A 19,021-nucleotide genomic window follows, 5' to 3' on the forward strand; every position below is an offset into this window, starting at 1 on the left:
CATTAAATAACATAAATTAATGGGAATAATATAATCCAAAGCATATCAACCATGTGCCAGTAACATGCGCCTGATTCAAAACCCGAGTAATTATTTTGGTAAGCATTTTTGAATGTTCTAACCAACATAAACCCTAAAATAACCATACCTAAAACAACATGTAAGAAATGAAAAGCAGTAATTAAAAAGTAAAGGGTAAAAAAGGTGTTGGTTTCAATATCAATACCTATAGAAAAGAGTGATTGATATTCCCATCCTTTTACAAATAAATAAACAAACGCAAAGATTAAAGCAAAACATAAATGAATAGCGACTTGCTTCATTTTATTACGGTGTAATGCATTAACCGAAAATGCAACAAACAAGCTACTAGTAATTAATGCAATAGTATTTATTACACCACTTACCGTATGAAGTTTTGCTTTACCTTCAGTAAAAATTTGTTGATTAAACTGCTCTGTCACCGCAAAGCCGATAAAAAACAAGGCAAATGCAGTTAATTCAACTAAAATAAAAATCCACATGGCAAGATCACCAGGTAGTTTTTTTTCACTTAGGCTTATCTGAGTAAAGTTTAATTGATTACTGTTCATCGAAATAAATACTAGCCACATCCATTAATGCTTTAATGGTATCTGGATCGTCCGTTAAAGGTTCAGCTAAACAGCAACGACATACATCCATAGGGTTCATACCACTAGACATCATTTTTGCTGCATAAATTAATAAACGCGTAGAAGCTACTTCATCTAAATCGCTTTGCTCTAAACGCCTTAGCGCTTGCGCTAATTCAACGAGTTTAAAGGCAATATGAGGATCAGCACCCGTTTCTTTTATAATAATTTCTTGTTCAAGTTCAGCTGTAGGGTAATCAAACCTTAAAGCAACAAAGCGTTGACGGGTACTTGGCTTCATGCCTTTTAATAAGTTTTGATAACCGGGATTATAGGACACAACAAGCATAAAGCCAGGTGCCGCTTCAATAAGCTCACCCGTTCTTTCTAAAGGTAACACTCTGCGATCGTCGGCCAGCGGGTGCAAAACAACAGTAGTATCCTTACGTGCTTCTACGACTTCATCTAAATAACAAATTCCCCCTTCTCTAACCGCTTTAGTTAGAGGGCCGTCTTGCCAATAAGTGCCATTAGGACCTATCAAATGTCGCCCTACTAGGTCGGCAGCGGTTAAATCATCATGGCATGCAACAGTATAAAGTGGCTTATTGAGTTTTTGTGCCATATGAGCAATAAAGCGCGTTTTACCACAACCCGTTGGGCCTTTAATTAATACCGGTAACTGATGAGAATAAGCATACTCGAATAAAGATACTTCGTTACTTTGTTGCTGATAAAACAACTCATTTTGAGTGTCGTTTGAAGATTTTAAATTTACAGTTGTCATATAAGATAAGAACCTAACTAAACATGGGGCTTAAGATACGCCTTAATTCTTTGGTGAGCAAACTAGACTGACACTTACTTGATAAAGATCAAGCTATCGAGTAAACACAGCTTATACAACGTAGAAAAATGACATAAATTTTAAAAACAAAACACACTTATCAGCTAACTATGGAACGACCACAGTTACTGTTCCTGTCATTTGGGGATGAGGACCACAAAGATAATTATAAATACCTGGTTCAGAAAATGTGACCTGAAAGGTTTCTCCCGGGAAAAAATAATCAGGCTCTTCTTCAGTTAATTGCTTGAACCAAACGTTATGATATTGTCGTTTTTCGATATTTTTCCAAATTACAGTATCCCCGACATCAACGGTAATATTTGCGGGAATAAATTCTTTTTTGAAAATATCAACAGTCACTTCCTTGGCGATCGCGCCAATATTAAAATGAAATAATGCCATTACCAAAAAAATTTTAAACTTCATATTTACTCCTTTTCTATCACGTTAACATCAATTATTTTAGCATTTAAGCGAGAAAGCTCACCATGGCTTCGCTTAAATTGTCCAGCAGGCCTATCAACTTCAACAGCCTCTGCACCACTTACCCAAGTTAATAAGCTCCCTTCAGGATTATCTTTTTGTACTTGTTCACACGCTGAAATACACTGCGCACATTGCGTACAAGTAAACTTAGCTCTTTTCATATTTCGCGTTGGCAATCGCATTGGGCAAGCTTGGTCGCATGGCTTATTATCTTGATTCAAACTACATTCTCGACATGCCTTTGCACGTTTACGATCAAACTTAACTACCATTGCACGTTTATTCGCCATCCAAATAAGACTTTGAAATAGTCCTAAAGCACAACCATATTTACAAAATAAATGCCGTGCAAATAAGAAATCTAACGTAAAAACAGTAGTAGCGACAATTATAAATATGGAAGCGCCAAATCCTAAATTAGCATTAATTAAATCTAAAAGTAGCTGTTGCGGATTTAACAAATAACTGAGTAAACCTAATGCCCAAATAAACGCCATTGAAATAGCTGCCATACTAACCACAAGCTTTGGTAGAACACCTTTACTCGCTTTACTTGCTTTCTCCCAAACGGTTACTCGATTCAGCTGTTTTAACATTAAATCATTAATTAATTCAACAACCGAAAAATGCGGGCACAGCCATCCACAATATATACGGCCATACTTCCATATTAATACCGCGCTAATTGCAACAAAAGCCATACCTGGTAGTAGTACACGACTAAATATTTTAATAGCCGCGTCGACGCTATCACCGCCATCATATAAAATTGAGTCAATGCTAATCGTCCATGCTTGCCCAAAAATAATAAAATGGCCAAGCGCTAAATCGAATCTAAAAATATTTAATAAAGGCGCAAAAAGAAACAACAAAAAGAAAAGAGTTTTAGCCAATACGCGAGATTGTTGTAATGTCATGTCTAAGCCAATTAATTAGTTACTTTTGCATTATAGCGTATCGAATTTACAAATCGTTTATCCTAGATCATGATCTTAGTGTTTTCTCCTCACAACATTGCGCTCCCTTAACGCTAGCACCAAATCTCAATGCGTTAATCGTTATACAAAAAAAAGAGTCTCTACTAGAGAGACCCTTAATAAACAAAGTATTAACCTTTAGCTTTTACGCTTAACGTTATTGAGCTTTAGCGTTAATTTCGGCAGTATCATTATCTAAAGCTAATTTATAGCCAAATGATACATGATGATAACGTGCACTTGAGTAATCATCATGAATAGCAAAACCAAAGTTATATACTTTACCTGGTTCTATTGAGATATCACCTGCTTTATCTGACATTAGCTTACGCTTAATAATAACAGACCAAGTGCCTGCTTTAAGCGAAGCTTCAACTTCAGCACCTTGTCCACCGTGCATATTTCGTTGTGCTAAAATATCACCGTCTTCAAATGCTTTAGTACCAGATTTATAGCGTAATAAATCTAGGTACTGATTGCTTGCCATCGACTTATCAATTTCACTTTGATCTTTAAGCTTGTCCCAACCACCTAATGGTTTACCACCACGACCTTTTAACTCTATGTCAGTGCGCGTTTCTGCTAAATACTTAGTTACACCACTGTTTAGGTCAAGTCGACTTGCTAGATCCGAGCCTAATAAAACGTCTTTTTCAGGCGCATCTGGCATCGAGTTAGCATCAGCGTGACACGAGGCCCAACAACCTGCTCTGTCAGCATACTCAACATCATCAGTTGCCAGCATAAAGGCTAATTTCATTGGGTTTTCAGGGTCCATTTTACCACCATCTACGAAAGGTACAGGCGCATGTTGCCCTTCTGCCCAGCTAAATCGTAAATAAAGGTATTCATTGTCATGAGTTGCATTAATCGCTACTGGAAAACTACCACGTTTACCCGGTATTAAGTTTGGCTCAAGCTCTTTATCACTTTCACCTGTAACTATTAGATTGCCAATATCTGCGATTTCTTCAGAATGACACTCAACACAACGGTCTCCTTTGGTAAAGGCACGTTTACCACCATGATTTCTACCTAATATCCACTCCATAGAAGCAGTACCAGGGTAGAACACCTGTAAATCAACACTGTTTGCTTTAGACCAATCAACATTAATAGCACTTGCACTTGTCGTATCTTCAGCTTCAGGTAATGCGCCTGCTTTAGGTGCACCTACAGTAGCTAACGCTTTTGCAACGGCTGCATCAATTCTTTCTTGCTCAGCTGCTTTCTGGGCTTCTTTATCTGCTTTTGCAATAGCCGCTTGTTCAGCCTCTAATGCTTCAACTTTAGCTAAACCCACAGTATAAATTTCAGGAATTTCTCGAACAAATTTAGGATTAGGTGCTTCAAGCGCTTCTAATTCTTCATCAGTAAGTTTATCCCTCACATCATGGTGAGCAATACCTTTATGACAATCGATACAAGTTTGCCCTGTTTCCATTGCATTTAAATGCTGCTTACGCGCACGAGGCTTTTGAAACTCTGGGTTCATTGATTCAAGATTATGACAGTTCCGACACTCACGAGAATCAGTGTCTTTCATGGCTTTCCAAACACTTTTAGCTAATGATAATCGATGCTCTTCAAACTTTTCTCTGGTATCAATTTTACCCGTTAACCAGTAAAAAACCTCTCTTGATGCTTGTACCTTACGAACCATTTTATGAATCCATGGGTCAGGTACATGACAGTCAGAACATTCTGCACGAACGCCCGTTCTATTGGAAAAGTGAATTGTAGGCTTGTACTCTTGATATACGTTATCTTCCATTTCATGGCAAGAAGTACAAAACTCCATGGTATTAGTTGCTTCCATTGCAGTGTTAAAACCACCCCAGAAAACTATTCCCACTACAAAAAATATGACTGCTCCGGCAACTGTAGTACCAAGCATTAGTCTGCGAGACCAAAAGCTAGGCTTATTAAATTTAGAATTTGCCATAATATACTCGTGTGACTTTTAAAAATTAAAACAGTGAACATGGCATAAGCCATGTTCACATCCATACTTAAAAGTAATTTTTAAGTTTTGTGGTTTGCTCGGATAAATACGTTGAACTTACCTGTTGGAGTTGTTAACCCTTTAATACGAGTTTTTTCTTCAAGTGTTTTTGCATCATAAACTACAATCTCACCTGTAGGATTTTTCGCATCTTTACGGTTCCAAACAGAAACCCAAACCTCTGTACCATCGCTATTAAATTCCATGTGCAGAGCCGCTTTACCTGGATCTGTTGTTACACGAATCGTTTTAACAATCTCATGTGTATTTTTGTCAAATACTTGTACTGATTGTTGAACCTCTGGCTCAGGGTGTTTAAGTTGATCTGCCCAAACATATTGCGATGTTTCGTGTGTACGAATGAACGTACCAGCACCATCTGTTTCAACTTCATAACATAACTTCCATGCTTGGTCAGGGTGACCAATGGGGTCATTACCCCAAACTGATACCAAACCAACACCTAAGTGAGTTGTACCAGCAACCGGACCACATTTCTTATCAACCCAGTTAGCACCAGGGCCTGGGTGTGGTAAAGAGTCAACATCAATCATCGCTTCTAACTTACGTTCTTTAGTGTCTACTACAACCATTTTGTTCGATGCGTTAGCCGCAATTTGGAAGTAACGACCTGATGGGTCAAAGAAACCATCATGTAAAAACTCAGATGAAGCTATGCTAGTAATTGTTAAATTATCTAGATCAGTGTAATCAACTTGTAACATTTGACCTGTTTCTTTAACAGCAACAATAAATGCTGATTCATTAGGTGCTGTATATATTGCAGCAACTCGTGCTTCATTAATAAATTCACCTTTTGTGTTGTAACCTCTTGTTGAAACAACTTTCAATGGATTTAATGTTACAGCATCCATAATGACAAAGTGTGCTGGCCAATATCCACCGGCAATTACATATTTCCCGTCGCCAGACACTGCGATATCACGAGCGTCATAAGCCATTTTAGTTTCAGCAACTAACATTTTATCAGGTGTTTGCCATAAATCGATTTTGTTAACTTTGCCGTCACGTCCAATGGTATACCAGAAGCGACCAACATCTTTCGCCGTATCTTTTTTATGGTGCTCAGTACCTTTAATTACATGTACCGCATAACCTGTATCAATATGCGTAATAATCTTTTTAGTATCGCCGTCAATAATAGCGGCTTTACCTGCATCACGTTCAATGACAACAAAGAAGTTTTCCCAGTTCAAACCATGCATTGGTTTAGTGGGATAATCTTTTGGCGCAACATACTCTTTTGTATGTGAACGCATTTGTTCAAGCGACATTTCTGGTGGTACTGGTGGTTCCATTTGAATAAATGTGGCTAAATTAGCAATTTCTTCTTCGCTGAATAAATCATCAAAGTTATTCATACCGCCTTCAGTACCCAACGCGATAATTTTTTCTAAGCGTTGTTGGCCTTTTTTCAACATTCCTTCTGGCTCTAGGCTTTTACCTGTAGCGCCTTTACGTAATGTGCCGTGACAACCTGCACAACGTTGAAAGTATTGTAGCTTTGCAGTTTCATAATCGGCTTCAGATAAAGTTGGTTCATTTGCTAGTGCAGAAAAGCTAAAACTACTAGTAGCTATTCCAACGGCTAAACTTAGTGCTGAAAGACCATATTTTATTGTTTTCATCAGTTTTCTCCAGATGTTACTTTACATACCAAGATAATTAGATAACGAGCTGCTTCCCTGTGAAACACTAACCTAATTACAAAAATTTCAATGCTATAAAACAATCAGCACTGGTTAAATTTAATACTAAAGCTTGAAATACTATTGATAGACAAAACGAACTTTAGCAACTAAGTGTTACTATTATTGAATTTTGCGGTAAAGTATCTGATGCAGATCAAGCTTTAAAATCTTTTGATAAATAACAAAATTTAACTTGATCAAGGTCAAAGAAATGCGTTTTTAAACAGCTTTTATCAAGGTTTACGCTTACTATCAGTTCATACTTAAATATGTATACACCTTTAATCTTTTTATTTGTTGGGTACTAACATGAAAAATCGAACTAAATCCCTTATTTACGCAGCCATAATTGGACTCATTATTGTTGCAATATTTTTAGGTTTTTTAACAAGCTTAACTAACCCTGTATCATGGATATTGATCATTGTGTTATTGATAATACCTATGCTTTATAACAAAAAATCAGTTAACAAAGGCTTAATTGAATGGAAAGACGAATATAGTGTTGGTATTGAAGTAATAGATAACGATCACAAAAAATTGCTCAATCTTCTTAACCAAATGAATACCGCATACGACTATGCGATGAGCGAAAGTTATGAGAAAGCAGCGTTAAATGATTTAGTTGACTACACAAAGTACCACTTTGACCGTGAAGAGCAAATGATGGCTGAACATGATTACCCTGACTTAGAAGCACACAAATTACAGCACAAAAACATGATCGCTCAAGTCAATCATTATGTTGAACGTTATGATAAAGAAGGACACGAATGCTTAGATGAAATTAGTGACTTCTTAACCCAATGGCTCATTAACCATATCAATGGAACGGATAAAGCTTACAGTAAACACCTACACAGTAAAGGCGTTTACTAATCGCTTAATATCGAATAATTAAGTACTAAAATTATCAATGGGGCTTTATAGCCCCATTTTATTTATCGCCAATCAATTTTTTCCCTTTAAAAATCTAATATAAATGCCTGTTCCCCTACCGCTTATTACCGAAAAAAATTAAACGCAATACCAGCATCATTAAGCTTTTATTTTGATGGTAAAACAAAACACTAAAAGGCGCTCTGCTCTCAATAAAGTAACTCTATACAGCTATACTTGAGGCAATAAAAAAAGGTTTAAAACGAGAGCTTTAAACCTTTTATTTATCAATCTAAACAATTTGCACCGGTTCGGGATATGCTAAATTAAGCCAAGCTATGCTTGTGTTATTACCACAAATACTTCAACTGAACCGAACCGTTTATACCTGGTGACACTAAAGACTCTAGCAGTGGGTCTGTTGCATCAAATCCGTTTACACTAGACCATTTCCAATATTGACGGTCAGTTATATTATAAACACCTGCAGACACCGTTAACTGCTCGTCTACATAATAGTTAGCAACTAAATCAAACGTTGCATATCCAGCAGTTGTGGCCAATACCCCATCAGGATCATCTATATCAGACTTGCCTTCAACAATATTAGCATTTATTGAAATCGCTATATTCTCATTAGCATTTAACCACTGTGCTCCTAATAAAATGGTATTAGGATCAATTTCATTAATAGGCTGATCAGTATCTTTGTTTTCACCTTTACTCCAAAATACACTTGCGTAAGTATTTACGCTGCCGTTATTAGAAAACACATTGGTATATTGGCCTTTATAGCTAAGTTCAGCGCCATAAATTTCGGTATTATCAATATTTTGCGATTGAAATATGATTCTCCCAACGCTTGGGTCGAAACCTAAATTAACCTTAGTTTGAATAAAGTCTTTGTAGTCATTATAAAAAGCAACAAGATCAAACTGGTGCTGTTCACTTTGATAGTTAAAGCCTATTTCATAACCATCTGAAGTTTCCGACTTAAGATCAGGATTTGGTATCGCTCTCATCTTCATCATAGGTATGTCTAAACCAATATTTGCATCTTCAAAAGGTGGTGCTCTAAACCCCTTCACATACTGCATATAAACTTTACTGGTATCATTAAGTTGATAAAGCACACTCAGCTTAGGTGAAACACGATCTTCATTAATATGTACAATTGTTGTCGCAGGGTTATCTTCTAAATAAATATCATCAGGTTTAGGTGTTAACTTATATTTGTCGTATCGTATAGCGGGTATCAAAGTTATTGCTGTATTAGCTATGCTTATTTCATCATTAAAATATATCCCTAGCTCTTCGACCTCTGAGATTGGAAAATCTCTAACAGGAAAAGTTTCTGAAAGAATAGTACTAGTAGAAACACCTGTTGCAATATTCGTTTGCAAACCGTTACGTGATTCTATTGTTTTATTTTGGCTGACTTCTACACCGTAACCTATTAAGTGAGAAAAATTACTCGACTCTGCGGTGGTATACAAATTAAACCTTAAGCCTTGCACCTCTTGATCATAAAAGAAATCACGGTTATATAAGTAATTTTTACCTCTTGAGGTTCTCTCTTCTTCGGTAAGTTGTACAGTTTCAGTTTTTTGATCATAAAGACGAACAAAGCCACCCGCTAACCAATCAAGATCTGTAACAAACTCATAGTTTATCGAAATATTAGTGCGTTGTGTTTCATCATCACCTAATAACAAAGTGGTTGATGCAAATCTATCTAAGCCCAAGAAAGACTGAGTATCTGACTCACTACTACGTTTAAAGTAGTCATAGCTGAAGCTAACTTCTTGAGTATCTGAAATTTCATAATAGTACTTAGCAAGAAATGACTGCGTTTTATTATCTTGGGTGTCTTTAGCAAGGTTACCTGTAAGCTTTTTATCAAGCTCGTGACCTTTTCGTAACGACCCCGATAACAATACACTAGATTTATCGAAAGCAAAGGCTGTGTTCAAAGATGCAGACTTGCTGTTATCAACCGAGTTAAACCCTGTTTTAATGTCAAGGTAGACATCGCGATCAGTTTGGCTAAGCAGGTCTACCGGCTTTTTAGTAATAAACGACACAACACCACCAATAGCATCACTTCCATATGTACTTGAAGCAGGCCCTCTTAATATCTCTACTTGCTTAATAAGATCGGGGTCAATAGTATTACGGCCAGAGTTTGAATAACTCCCTACACTAAACTGATCAGCAACCGGAATACCGTCAATTTCTGTAGTGACTCTATTACCCGCAATGCCTCGAATAGCAATACTCGAATCGCCAAAGCGGCTACCAGAATTAATTACATTAATCCCCGCTTGATAACGAAATAGAGTTGCCATGTCATGTACTAGCATTTTATCAATTTCATCACTATTAATAACAGATACAGCGCCAACAACATCTTGCACTTTACGTGGTGTTTTACCAATAACAACAATCACTTCTGTATCATCTTTTGACGATACTTCAGGCATATCATTTGCTAAAATTGAACTAGTAGGTATAAAGAAACTGGCAACGGCTAAGCTAACCAAAGATTTGCTAAACATAAATTACTCCGCAGAAAGATGAAACTCTTATTGATCGAGTTATACGTGTTAAGTGTTAAAATTAACGTACTTATACAATAGTTAGTGCTAGAAAAAGATGATCTGAGTCAATTGTATTAAGCACCAATTAACTCAATTACGATTAAGTTGATTGAGCGCAAGTAATTCATGATATTCTTGCTTTCTTTTACAAATATGAAGCACATACACTTTCAGGTTCAATTATGGAAATAGACTTTTTTGCAGCCTTTATTATTGGCATATTAGGCTCAGGACATTGCATCGTAATGTGTGGTGGTATAACTACCATGCTGTCTTCTGCTATTAATAAAAGCCAACAGCAAAGCAGTAAGTTAAGTATAGTGATGGCATATAACTTTGGTAGAATTGCCACCTACTCGCTTATTGGTGCTATTGCTGGATTTACAGGTTCACTCGCCGCAAAAAACATTGGTTTTCCCGTCACTATATTAAGAATGATCGCAGGTGTTTTTCTTATTTTACTTGGGCTATATATTGGCCGTTGGTTTATGGTACTAAATAAAGTAGAGCAATTAGGCAAAGGCCTATGGAAACTACTGTCGCCGTTAAGTAAAAAATTTATACCGGTAAATAGTGCCAAACAAGCATTAGCATTAGGAGCCATTTGGGGATGGTTGCCCTGTGGGCTCGTCTATTCAACCTTAACTTGGTCATTAGCCAGTGGGTCATTAGTATCTGGCGCAACTATTATGTTTTTCTTCGGCCTAGGTACCTTACCTGCACTAATTACTGTTTCGGTTGGCGCGCTTTCTTTAAAGACATTGTTGCTTAATAATACTTTTCGAAAATCTATGGCAATAATGCTAATAATTTATGGAATTTATACGTTAAAATTTGCATCTGACATGATGTTCTAATACCATCAGTAGTAAATAATTTATTCGCGTAAATTCAAGGATAAAATGGAAAATCGTCAATGCTCAGGCCAACAACATATTCACTGCCAAAATTGTAGTATTAGTGAATTATGCTTGCCATACTCTTTAAATGATAAAGAATTAGAAGATCTTGATAATATAATTGATCGTAAACGCCCTATTCATAAAGGCGAGCAAATATTTCAAGATGGCGACAAAATGCAATCGCTTTTTGCTATTCGTTCTGGCACGTTTAAAACTTTTACTGTTGATGAACATGGCGAAGAACAAATTACAGGCTTTCATTTAGCTGGCGACTTATTAGGATTTGATGCAATTGCTGAGTCAACACATCCTAGCTTTGCAAAAGCTTTAGAAACCTCTATGGTGTGTGAAATTCCCTACGACACCTTAGACACGCTTTCAAACACAGTACCAAAGCTTAAAAAGCAAATTTTGCGAATGATGAGTACAGAAATTCGTGCCGATCAAGAAATGCTAACACTATTAAACCGTAAAAATGCAGAGCAACGTTTAGCAACCTTTATTAGTGCACTTAGTATTAGGTACCATGCTCGAGGCCTATCTGCTACAGAATTCAGACTAACTATGACCCGAAGTGATATTGGTAATTACATTGGTTTAACTGTAGAAACAATCAGCCGTTTACTTAACCGCTTTCATAAAAGTGGCTTAATTCAAGTCGAAGGTAAATTGATCACAATACTTGATGCAGAAAAATTAAAAGAATGTGCGGGCATTTAACCGCACTTATTTGCCGTTAAACACTATAGTTAACATCTCTGGGCTTGTTGGTATTTAATTGATTTAGAACAACTTATAAATTACGTCTTTGATGCATCATCTTATTAAGGCTACACTGATTATCAATTGATTATTTTTAATCGAAAGGCACAACTTACAAGATATTAAGTCTGTGTAGTCATAATTATGAATAACTTATGAGGCTAACCATGGAAAAATATAAAAAAATACTAACTGTTATTGACCCTACCACTGAAGATCAAAAAGCACTTGAACGTTCAATTGAGTTAGCAACAAAAACCAACGCAACCATTACTGCCTTTTTAAGTATTTATGATTTTTCATACGAAATGACTACTATGCTCTCAAGTGATGAGCGTGAAGTAATGCGAAATTCAGTGATCAAAGACAAAGAAGTTTGGCTAAACGAAAAAATTGCATCTGTCGCTCAACACGATATAAAAATTGACAGCAAAGTCATTTGGCATAACCGCCCTTTCGAGCCCATTATTGACCAAGTGCTAAACGAAGGCTACGACATTGTCATTAAAGGTACCCATGAACACGACAAACTTAAGTCAGTAATATTCACACCAACCGATTGGCATATACTCCGTAAATGTCCGTGTCCAGTATTACTAGTTAAATCACATTCATGGCCAAAAAATGGCAATATCTTAGCTGCAGTTAATGTAGGTAGCGACGAAGATGAACATATATCGCTTAACAACAAAATTGCAGAAGAAGCATTAAACTTAGGTAATTTAATTCAAGCAAATGTTCACCTAGTAAACTCATACCCCGGTACACCCGTTAATATCGCTATTGAAATACCTGAATTCAACGCTAACGAATACAACGAATCTATGCTCAATCATCATAAAGCAGCAATGACTACACTAGCAAAAAAATTCAATATCGCTCTTGAAAACACACACATAGGTGAAGGTTTACCTGAAGACATAATTCAAGACAAAGCACTATCATTAGACGCAGAACTGGTAGTATTAGGTACCATTGGCAGAACAGGCCTTTCAGCTGCATTAATTGGTAATACTGCCGAACATGTAATCGACGGGCTAAACTGCGATGTATTAGCGCTTAAACCTGAAGGCTACCAATCACCATTACAAAACTAATGTATAAGTTGAACTCTGCAAAGTAATATTGTCTTTTGTAGGCTGTGCTTTACCGCCAAGGACGGCGGTAGTAGGGTAATGCAGGAGCTATTACCGATAAGCACATCAGTTATCCTTATTCGTAAAAGGCAGCTATGTGACGGCATAAATGCGACCTACAATTAAGAAATTATGCTCATCAAGTGTTTCATTTCCACCTCAGTGGACGCTCATACTAACCATTAGCTCATTTTCATAGCTTTAGTTTTAACAAATAATATTGCCATTTGTAGGTTGTGCTTTACCGCCAAGGACGGCGGTAGTAAGGTAATGCAAGGAGCTATAACTGATAAGCACATCAATTACCCTTATTCGTAAAAGGCAGCCATTTGACGGCATAAATGCCGACCTACAATTAAGAAATTATGCTCATCAAGTGTTTCATTTCCACCTCAGTGGACGCTCATACTAACCATTAGCTCATTTTCATAGCTTTAGTTTTAACAAATAATATTGCCATTTGTAGGTTGTGCTTTACCGCCAAGGACGGCGGTAGTAAGGTAATGCAAGGAGCTATAACTGATAAGCACATCAATTACCCTTATTCGTAAAAGGCAGCCATTTGACGGCATAAATACCAACCTACAGTTCCATTCATTCTCTACTTTAGTTTTTATACTTAATCTTTTGGGTTAGTGCTAGTATCGGTATATAATACGGCTCAAAATTTTATCGACAGTATCAAACACTGATTATTACTATGATTGAAGACACAATCGCATTGACCAATGAGCAAGAAATTGCTTTAGACACAAAAAAATTAACTAAGAAACTTCGCTCTAAAGTCGGTAAAGCGATTGCCGATTATAATATGATAGAAGATGGCGATGTTATAATGGCAGCTATTAGTGGTGGTAAAGACTCATTTGCCATGCTTGATATTTTACTTGCCTTACAAAAGTCTGCCCCTGTTAACTTTAAAGTAATTGCAGTGAATTTAGATCAAAAACAGCCGGGGTTTCCTGAGCATATATTACCTACTTACTTTGAATCGCTTAATATTCCTTATTATATTGTTGATAAAGATACCTATTCTGTGGTCAAAGCCAAAGTACCAGAAGGGAGAACCACTTGTGGTTTGTGCTCGCGATTACGTCGCGGTACTTTGTATTCGTTTGCTGAAGAAATTGGGGCTACCAAAATTGCTTTAGGTCATCACATGGATGATATTGTTGAAACGTTATTTTTAAATATATTTTTTGGTGCTAAATTAAAAGCGATGCCGCCCAAATTACGTTCTGATGATAAGAGAAATACAGTAATTAGACCGCTAAGTTATTGCCGAGAATCTGATTTAATAAAATGGGCTGATTATAAGCAATACCCTATTATTCCGTGTAACTTATGTGGTTCGCAAGAAAACTTACAAAGACAGCATATAAAAGCAATGTTAACTCAGTGGGATACGACTAGCCCAGGCAGAGTGGAGAATGTATTTAAATCAATTAAGAATGTTAGTCCTAGCCAATTAGCTGATACCGACTTATTCGATTTTAAAAACTTGCCCATTGATAGAACCGTTGAAAAAGATGAATATGAATTTTCTAAAGAGGTAGTTTCCTCAACCAATATTGATGAGTCTTTGATCATTGATATTTCATACCAAGCGTAGGCTTTTAATAATTGAATGCAGGCTGTTAATAACAGCCTGAATCATTAATTACTCAGTGTCTTTACTAACAAAATAACGCTTGTTGTGGCGGATCATGTCTGATATTTCTTCAACATATTCGCTACCTCTTTCAGAATACGGCAATAAACCCGTTGCTAGTACTTCTGCGGTTAGGGGAAGTTCATTTTCTCTTAACTGATGCCTTATCGTACGAAAAACAGCATAAGCGCTATGGGTGTTGATATTATGCAAATAACGCTTCACTGCGTGCCTTACTGAACTATACGCTGCAACTTCGTGGTCGGCACCCTCGTTTCTACCATTGGGTACCATGCCACAGCCTTCACTAAAACACCAAACGCCAAAAAAGTTTAATCCGATACGAGCAAAACGTGATGTGCCCCACGCTGACTCATTAGCTGCTTGTACTAATACTAATGCGTTGGGTATTACATCGACTTTAATTAATAACGATTTTAATTGGTTACTGGTGTCCTTTGCTTTTACCTTATAGTCTTTACTTAACTGGCTAATAAATTCAATTTCGTTTTCAGTTAATGCCTCTGAATTGAGCTTTTTAGTTTCAATCGCTAATAATCGTTTTCTTAACGACATAATATAGTTATTTTCTTTTACTACTGCCGGCTTAATAAAATTAAAAAACTGTTTTTTCTTAGTTTTTACATTTTTTATTGCACCAAAGTCAGGCAAGTTAACATTATGCAAGGGTTGTTCTATTACTACTTCAGGCAATGTTGGCTCTAATTTGTCTATATCAGCATCTTGCTCATCTTGCTGTATAAATGGATAAATTAACGAATACGTAAAAACAATACCAACGACTACTACTAATACAATACGAGGATTAACTGCCATATAAATTACCTATTCCTTTATGCCGAAAATATATTATCTTGGCTGATAGTATCACTAGCCTTAATGGCAAGCTTCATTCCAAACATTTCACGATATAGAATACCTTTTACATTATAAAACATTGGCGCTAAATAGCTCATCGAAAGGAAAAAGAACATACCTCCAATAATTTGAAAAGACGTATTTGCTAATAAAATTAACGGGATAAACGATATTACCAATCCAATAAATAAAATTGAGTAAACAGAAAATATAGATAGCCACTTAAAGCGGGTTACTTTAATTGAAACAGTAATAGCTTTAAATGGAGTAAAGCCTTTCTCAACCACAAGTGGTAGTACTAGCGACAATGCCACTAATAAATAAAGCCCTGGGAAAACAAGTAAACTAAACCCTAATGAAATTAACATCGATGATAATAATGCACAAACAGCAACTAAGCTGCCCTTTTTTAAAAATGCAAAGAGAGTTTTAGGCTGAGTTTTAATACCAACCGCATGAAATATTCCCATCATTTCAATGGCCACAAGAAAAGGCGATACTAGCAAAGTAATTAAAATATTAACCGCAAAATTGGCTTGTGGGTTTTCAACCGTTGCTTTCACGTCGCCAAAGTAATTAGCCACTAAAAAAAATAACATTCCTGATAAAAACAAGCAAAAGAGTACACCTAAGTTAATTGAAACTCGGGATTGTTTTGTTAATGCCCACGCCTCATTAATTATCGCTTTAACATTAATTGTATAATTACCTTTTAGCGACTCTTCTATGTCACCACCTACTTGTATTAGCGCGTCTTTTTCCACGAGTTAAAGCAACCTCTTTGTTGTTCTTGATATAAACCGACCGGTTATTATACCCAAACCACCTCAAGATGCGAGTTTCAGTTGGAATTAAAAGCGATTTAGGCAAGGCATTGATTGCAAGTAATAGTGGTTCTATTACTAAAATTAATAACGCCGTATAAAACGCTTTTAAACCAAACTTCTAGGCGTTTCACAGACACTTACTCTCATCGTTGTTACTTCGGGACTGCCTTTATTGTAAAGTAACGCATTGATAATAAGTACCTGTAAAGCGCTGAATTCTGCATCTTGAGGTGGCTTGGGTATATACTTAATAAAATGTGATTATGTCAGCAATTGTCATATTCATGCTAATAACAATGAACTTACATTAAAACAGGGCTTAACGGTATTTAATGTATACACAACAACTTTTGTTAACGTTTGTTAAGGATATTTTCAAAAAACTGATGTCCTTTTTGGCGCGCTAAACGTATATTATTTTCAGGGATTTTTTCTGGTTGTTTATACACTGCCAATACCTTTTCCATACTTTTTTCTCTAATTAAATGAATTGTGGGGTAAGGCGAACGATTAGTATAGTTAGCCGCGTCATCGTAGTCTTCACCTTCAAAACAGTACATTGGGTGAAAACTTGCTACTTGAAAAACGCCTTCATATCCTTCACTGACAATTAAGTCGTTGCAATAATCTACTAGTTCAAGATAGCGTTGAAAGTCAGCAAAGCCAGTTGGAAATATAAGTAAGCTAGTTTCTATTTCCGGGTGGTTATATAAAAACAGGCATTGTTCATTAAACTCTTGGACCAATTTTTTTAATTTTGGCTGATGAGCAACATAGTAATAAATACTGTTGTTCACTAATTCTTTTTTCGCAAAAGGACAAAAATTTAAGCCAACGATTATTTGGCTTATCCATTCTTTCGTTTGATAAGCAATTTGATACGCGTCTTGGCCCACTGCTGTATTAGTTAATAAATTATTATTCATGAGTATTGTTATTTGATTGTTGTAATTGCCACATGGTGAAATAGCGCCCTTTTTTGGCGAGTAATATTTCATGACTGCCCTGCTCAACAACTTCCCCCTGATGAAGCACTACAATATTGTCGGCATCGATGATAGTTGAAAGTCTATGTGCAATAACTAAGCTAGAGTGTCCTTTGGCAACTTCTTTAATTGCGTGTAAAATAGCTTGCTCGGAGCGACTGTCTAGTGATGATGTAGCTTCGTCAAACACTAAAATTTCAGGGGATTTTAAAATAGTGCGAGCAATGGCCACACGTTGTTTTTCTCCGCCTGAAAGCTTTAAGCCTCGCTCTCCTACCATGGTATGTGCTTTATCTGGTAATGCGTTAATAAATGCTTCTAAATGCGCTAGCTTTATCGCGTGTTTAACGCTTTCATCGCTGGCATTTGGATTACCATATTTTACATTTTCAAATATTGTATCGTTAAACAACACAGTATCTTGAGGAACAATTCCTATATGTTGTCGCACACTGCTTTGGGTCGCCAACCGAATATTTTGACCATCAATAGAAATGTCGCCTTGGTCGCAGTCATAAAAACGAAATAATAATTTTACTAAGGTAGATTTTCCAGAGCCACTTTCACCAACTACTGCAACTTTTTGTCCTTTATTTACGCTAAATGACACATTTTTTAAAATATTTCGTTTATCACTATAACCAAAAGATACTTGATTAAACGTTACCACAGCATCGCTAATGTTAAGATCAGTAGCATCGGCATGATCAACTACTTTAGGCGTTCGCGCCATTAATGAAAACATGTGTTCAATATTGGCTAACGAGCCTTTAATTTCTCGGTAAACAAAGCCTAAAAAGTTTAATGGAATAAACAGTTGCATCATAAAGGCGTTAATCAGTACAAAGTCACCTATGGTCATTTCTTGATGCGTTACTTGATACGCAGCCAAGGCAAGCATAGCGGTCATTGCTAATGAAACAATTAATGCTTGGCCGCCATTGAGCGCAAAGAGTGATAAACGGTTTTGGATTTTTGCTTTTTCCCAATCAGCTAATTGCTGATCGTATGCTTGGGCTTCATATTCTTCATTTGAAAAATACTTAACTGTTTCATAGTTTAATAAACTGTCAATAGCACGGGTATTACTTGATGAGTCTGCTTTATTTGCTGCTCTTATAAACCCAGTACGCCATTCGGTGGCATAAATAGAAAAGAAGATATAAGCGGTAATTGATACTCCTGTAATAATGGCAAACCAAATACCATAGTTATACCAAAGTATGCCAATTACCATAATAATTTCTAATAGTGTTGGAACAATATTAAACACCATAAAGCGCATTAAAAAACTTATACCAGAGGTACCACGATCAATATCGCGTGATAATCCACCTGTTTGGCGATCAAGATGAAAGTCTAAATCTAGCTGATGTAAGTGCCTAAATACTTTTAGTCCGATGCGTCTAATAGCCCGTTCAGTTACGCGCCCAAATAGCGTATCACGAATTTCAGCAAGCATTACAATAGATAAACGCACAAAACCATAAGTAACAACTAAGGCAAACGGCACTATCAGTATATTTTGATCGAGTTGATTATCTAAGGTGTCAACAATATCTTTAATAACAAATGGTAAATATACGCTAGCAACTTTAGTTAATACTAAACAGGAAAGCGCCAAAAATATCCGCGCTTTAAACTCTAACAGGTAAGGGATTAATGTTGATAGCATACGCCAGTTAATGGTATCAACTTCTCGTTCAGGATAAGAATTACGGCGCAAAGCAGTCTCTAAATTTAAGGAAAAGTAAC

The 19,021-nt window shown here is 36.4% G+C and carries 16 protein-coding genes and 1 pseudogene; 5 read left to right on the top strand and 12 right to left on the bottom strand.

The features are described 5' to 3' along the window. Positions 1-2 precede the first annotated feature (2 nt). From QUD79_RS09310 to QUD79_RS09335, 7 genes and pseudogenes are all read right to left on the bottom strand, one after another. The gene (locus QUD79_RS09310; protein WP_246454871.1) at positions 3-614 is read right to left on the bottom strand and encodes a cytochrome c oxidase subunit 3 family protein; all 612 of its coding nucleotides are present in this window, start codon (positions 612-614) and stop codon (positions 3-5) included. Further along, the gene (locus QUD79_RS09315) at positions 583-1,401 is read right to left on the bottom strand and encodes a CbbQ/NirQ/NorQ/GpvN family protein (protein WP_184422541.1); all 819 of its coding nucleotides are present in this window, start codon (positions 1,399-1,401) and stop codon (positions 583-585) included. Before QUD79_RS09315 ends, QUD79_RS09310 begins: the two co-directional genes overlap by 32 nt. Positions 1,402-1,569: 168 nt before the next feature. After that, entirely contained in the window at positions 1,570-1,890 is a 321-nt protein-coding gene (locus QUD79_RS09320) for a cupredoxin domain-containing protein (RefSeq protein ID WP_184422543.1), read from the bottom strand. Between the two features lie 2 nt (positions 1,891-1,892). Continuing rightward, the gene (locus QUD79_RS09325; protein ID WP_184422545.1) at positions 1,893-2,867 is read right to left on the bottom strand and encodes a 4Fe-4S binding protein; all 975 of its coding nucleotides are present in this window, start codon (positions 2,865-2,867) and stop codon (positions 1,893-1,895) included. A gap of 217 nt (positions 2,868-3,084) precedes the next feature. Further along, entirely contained in the window at positions 3,085-4,317 is a 1,233-nt protein-coding gene (locus tag QUD79_RS09330; RefSeq protein ID WP_385957667.1) for an ethylbenzene dehydrogenase-related protein, read from the bottom strand. 3 nt (positions 4,318-4,320) lie between these two features. Then, positions 4,321-4,913, bottom strand: a pseudogene (locus QUD79_RS17520) (NapC/NirT family cytochrome c); the annotation flags it as partial. Between the two features lie 39 nt (positions 4,914-4,952). Continuing rightward, a complete protein-coding gene (locus tag QUD79_RS09335; RefSeq protein ID WP_184422549.1) occupies positions 4,953-6,581 on the bottom strand; it encodes a nitrite reductase in 1,629 nt (542 codons plus the stop codon). A 372-nt stretch (positions 6,582-6,953) separates the two neighbouring features. Between QUD79_RS09335 and QUD79_RS09340 the strand changes: the two genes are divergently transcribed. Continuing rightward, entirely contained in the window at positions 6,954-7,523 is a 570-nt protein-coding gene (locus QUD79_RS09340) for a bacteriohemerythrin (protein ID WP_184422552.1), read from the top strand. Positions 7,524-7,873: 350 nt separating this feature from the next. On the opposite strand, the gene QUD79_RS09345 is transcribed toward QUD79_RS09340, so the two are convergent. Then, positions 7,874-10,081 (bottom strand): TonB-dependent hemoglobin/transferrin/lactoferrin family receptor, encoded by a 2,208-nt coding sequence (locus QUD79_RS09345; protein ID WP_184422554.1) that lies wholly within the window; start codon positions 10,079-10,081, stop codon positions 7,874-7,876. Between the two features lie 224 nt (positions 10,082-10,305). On the opposite strand from QUD79_RS09345, the gene QUD79_RS09350 reads away from it, so the two are divergent. From QUD79_RS09350 to ttcA, 4 genes are all read left to right on the top strand, one after another. Then, complete coding sequence (locus tag QUD79_RS09350) at positions 10,306-10,980, top strand: sulfite exporter TauE/SafE family protein (protein ID WP_184422556.1); 675 nt, start codon at positions 10,306-10,308, stop codon at positions 10,978-10,980. 45 nt (positions 10,981-11,025) lie between these two features. Beyond that, positions 11,026-11,745 carry a fumarate/nitrate reduction transcriptional regulator Fnr gene (gene fnr, locus QUD79_RS09355; RefSeq protein ID WP_184422558.1) on the top strand — a complete coding sequence of 240 codons (720 nt, stop codon included), beginning with the start codon at positions 11,026-11,028 and terminating at the stop codon, positions 11,743-11,745. Positions 11,746-11,954: 209 nt separating this feature from the next. Then, positions 11,955-12,884 (top strand): universal stress protein UspE, encoded by a 930-nt coding sequence (gene uspE / locus QUD79_RS09360; RefSeq protein WP_184422560.1) that lies wholly within the window; start codon positions 11,955-11,957, stop codon positions 12,882-12,884. Positions 12,885-13,623: 739 nt separating this feature from the next. Continuing rightward, a complete protein-coding gene (ttcA, locus tag QUD79_RS09365) occupies positions 13,624-14,535 on the top strand; it encodes a tRNA 2-thiocytidine(32) synthetase TtcA (RefSeq protein ID WP_221435126.1) in 912 nt (303 codons plus the stop codon). Between the two features lie 48 nt (positions 14,536-14,583). Here ttcA and QUD79_RS09370 read toward each other — a convergent pair whose 3' ends face one another. The 4 genes from QUD79_RS09370 to QUD79_RS09385 all read right to left on the bottom strand — a co-directional run bounded on the left by QUD79_RS09370 (position 14,584) and on the right by QUD79_RS09385 (position 18,992). Then, a complete protein-coding gene (locus tag QUD79_RS09370; RefSeq protein ID WP_184422562.1) occupies positions 14,584-15,411 on the bottom strand; it encodes a glucosaminidase domain-containing protein in 828 nt (275 codons plus the stop codon). Positions 15,412-15,428: 17 nt separating this feature from the next. After that, entirely contained in the window at positions 15,429-16,217 is a 789-nt protein-coding gene (locus QUD79_RS09375) for a hypothetical protein (RefSeq protein WP_184422564.1), read from the bottom strand. A 416-nt stretch (positions 16,218-16,633) separates the two neighbouring features. After that, complete coding sequence (locus QUD79_RS09380; RefSeq protein WP_184422566.1) at positions 16,634-17,206, bottom strand: DUF1415 domain-containing protein; 573 nt, start codon at positions 17,204-17,206, stop codon at positions 16,634-16,636. Beyond that, entirely contained in the window at positions 17,199-18,992 is a 1,794-nt protein-coding gene (locus tag QUD79_RS09385; RefSeq protein WP_385957609.1) for an ABCB family ABC transporter ATP-binding protein/permease, read from the bottom strand. Before QUD79_RS09385 ends, QUD79_RS09380 begins: the two co-directional genes overlap by 8 nt. Positions 18,993-19,021 lie beyond the last annotated feature (29 nt).

The sequence above is a fragment of the Thalassotalea piscium genome (assembly GCF_030295935.1).
GTDB lineage: Bacteria > Pseudomonadota > Gammaproteobacteria > Enterobacterales > Alteromonadaceae > Thalassotalea_B > Thalassotalea_B piscium.

What these genes read in the sequence shown, in the direction of transcription:
- fnr (WP_184422558.1), top strand. Translation starts at nt 11,026, where the DNA reads ATGGAAAATCGTCAATGCTCAGGCCAACAACATATTCACTGCCAAAAT.
- QUD79_RS09340 (WP_184422552.1), top strand. Translation starts at nt 6,954, where the DNA reads ATGAAAAATCGAACTAAATCCCTTATTTACGCAGCCATAATTGGACTC.
- QUD79_RS09370 (WP_184422562.1), bottom strand. Translation starts at nt 15,411, where the DNA reads ATGGCAGTTAATCCTCGTATTGTATTAGTAGTAGTCGTTGGTATTGTT.
- QUD79_RS09350 (WP_184422556.1), top strand. Translation starts at nt 10,306, where the DNA reads ATGGAAATAGACTTTTTTGCAGCCTTTATTATTGGCATATTAGGCTCA.
- uspE (WP_184422560.1), top strand. Translation starts at nt 11,955, where the DNA reads ATGGAAAAATATAAAAAAATACTAACTGTTATTGACCCTACCACTGAA.
- ttcA (WP_221435126.1), top strand. Translation starts at nt 13,624, where the DNA reads ATGATTGAAGACACAATCGCATTGACCAATGAGCAAGAAATTGCTTTA.
- QUD79_RS09315 (WP_184422541.1), bottom strand. Translation starts at nt 1,401, where the DNA reads ATGACAACTGTAAATTTAAAATCTTCAAACGACACTCAAAATGAGTTG.
- QUD79_RS09335 (WP_184422549.1), bottom strand. Translation starts at nt 6,581, where the DNA reads ATGAAAACAATAAAATATGGTCTTTCAGCACTAAGTTTAGCCGTTGGA.
- QUD79_RS09380 (WP_184422566.1), bottom strand. Translation starts at nt 17,206, where the DNA reads ATGAATAATAATTTATTAACTAATACAGCAGTGGGCCAAGACGCGTAT.
- QUD79_RS09345 (WP_184422554.1), bottom strand. Translation starts at nt 10,081, where the DNA reads ATGTTTAGCAAATCTTTGGTTAGCTTAGCCGTTGCCAGTTTCTTTATA.
- QUD79_RS09310 (WP_246454871.1), bottom strand. Translation starts at nt 614, where the DNA reads ATGTGGCTAGTATTTATTTCGATGAACAGTAATCAATTAAACTTTACT.
- QUD79_RS09325 (WP_184422545.1), bottom strand. Translation starts at nt 2,867, where the DNA reads ATGACATTACAACAATCTCGCGTATTGGCTAAAACTCTTTTCTTTTTG.
- QUD79_RS09320 (WP_184422543.1), bottom strand. Translation starts at nt 1,890, where the DNA reads ATGAAGTTTAAAATTTTTTTGGTAATGGCATTATTTCATTTTAATATT.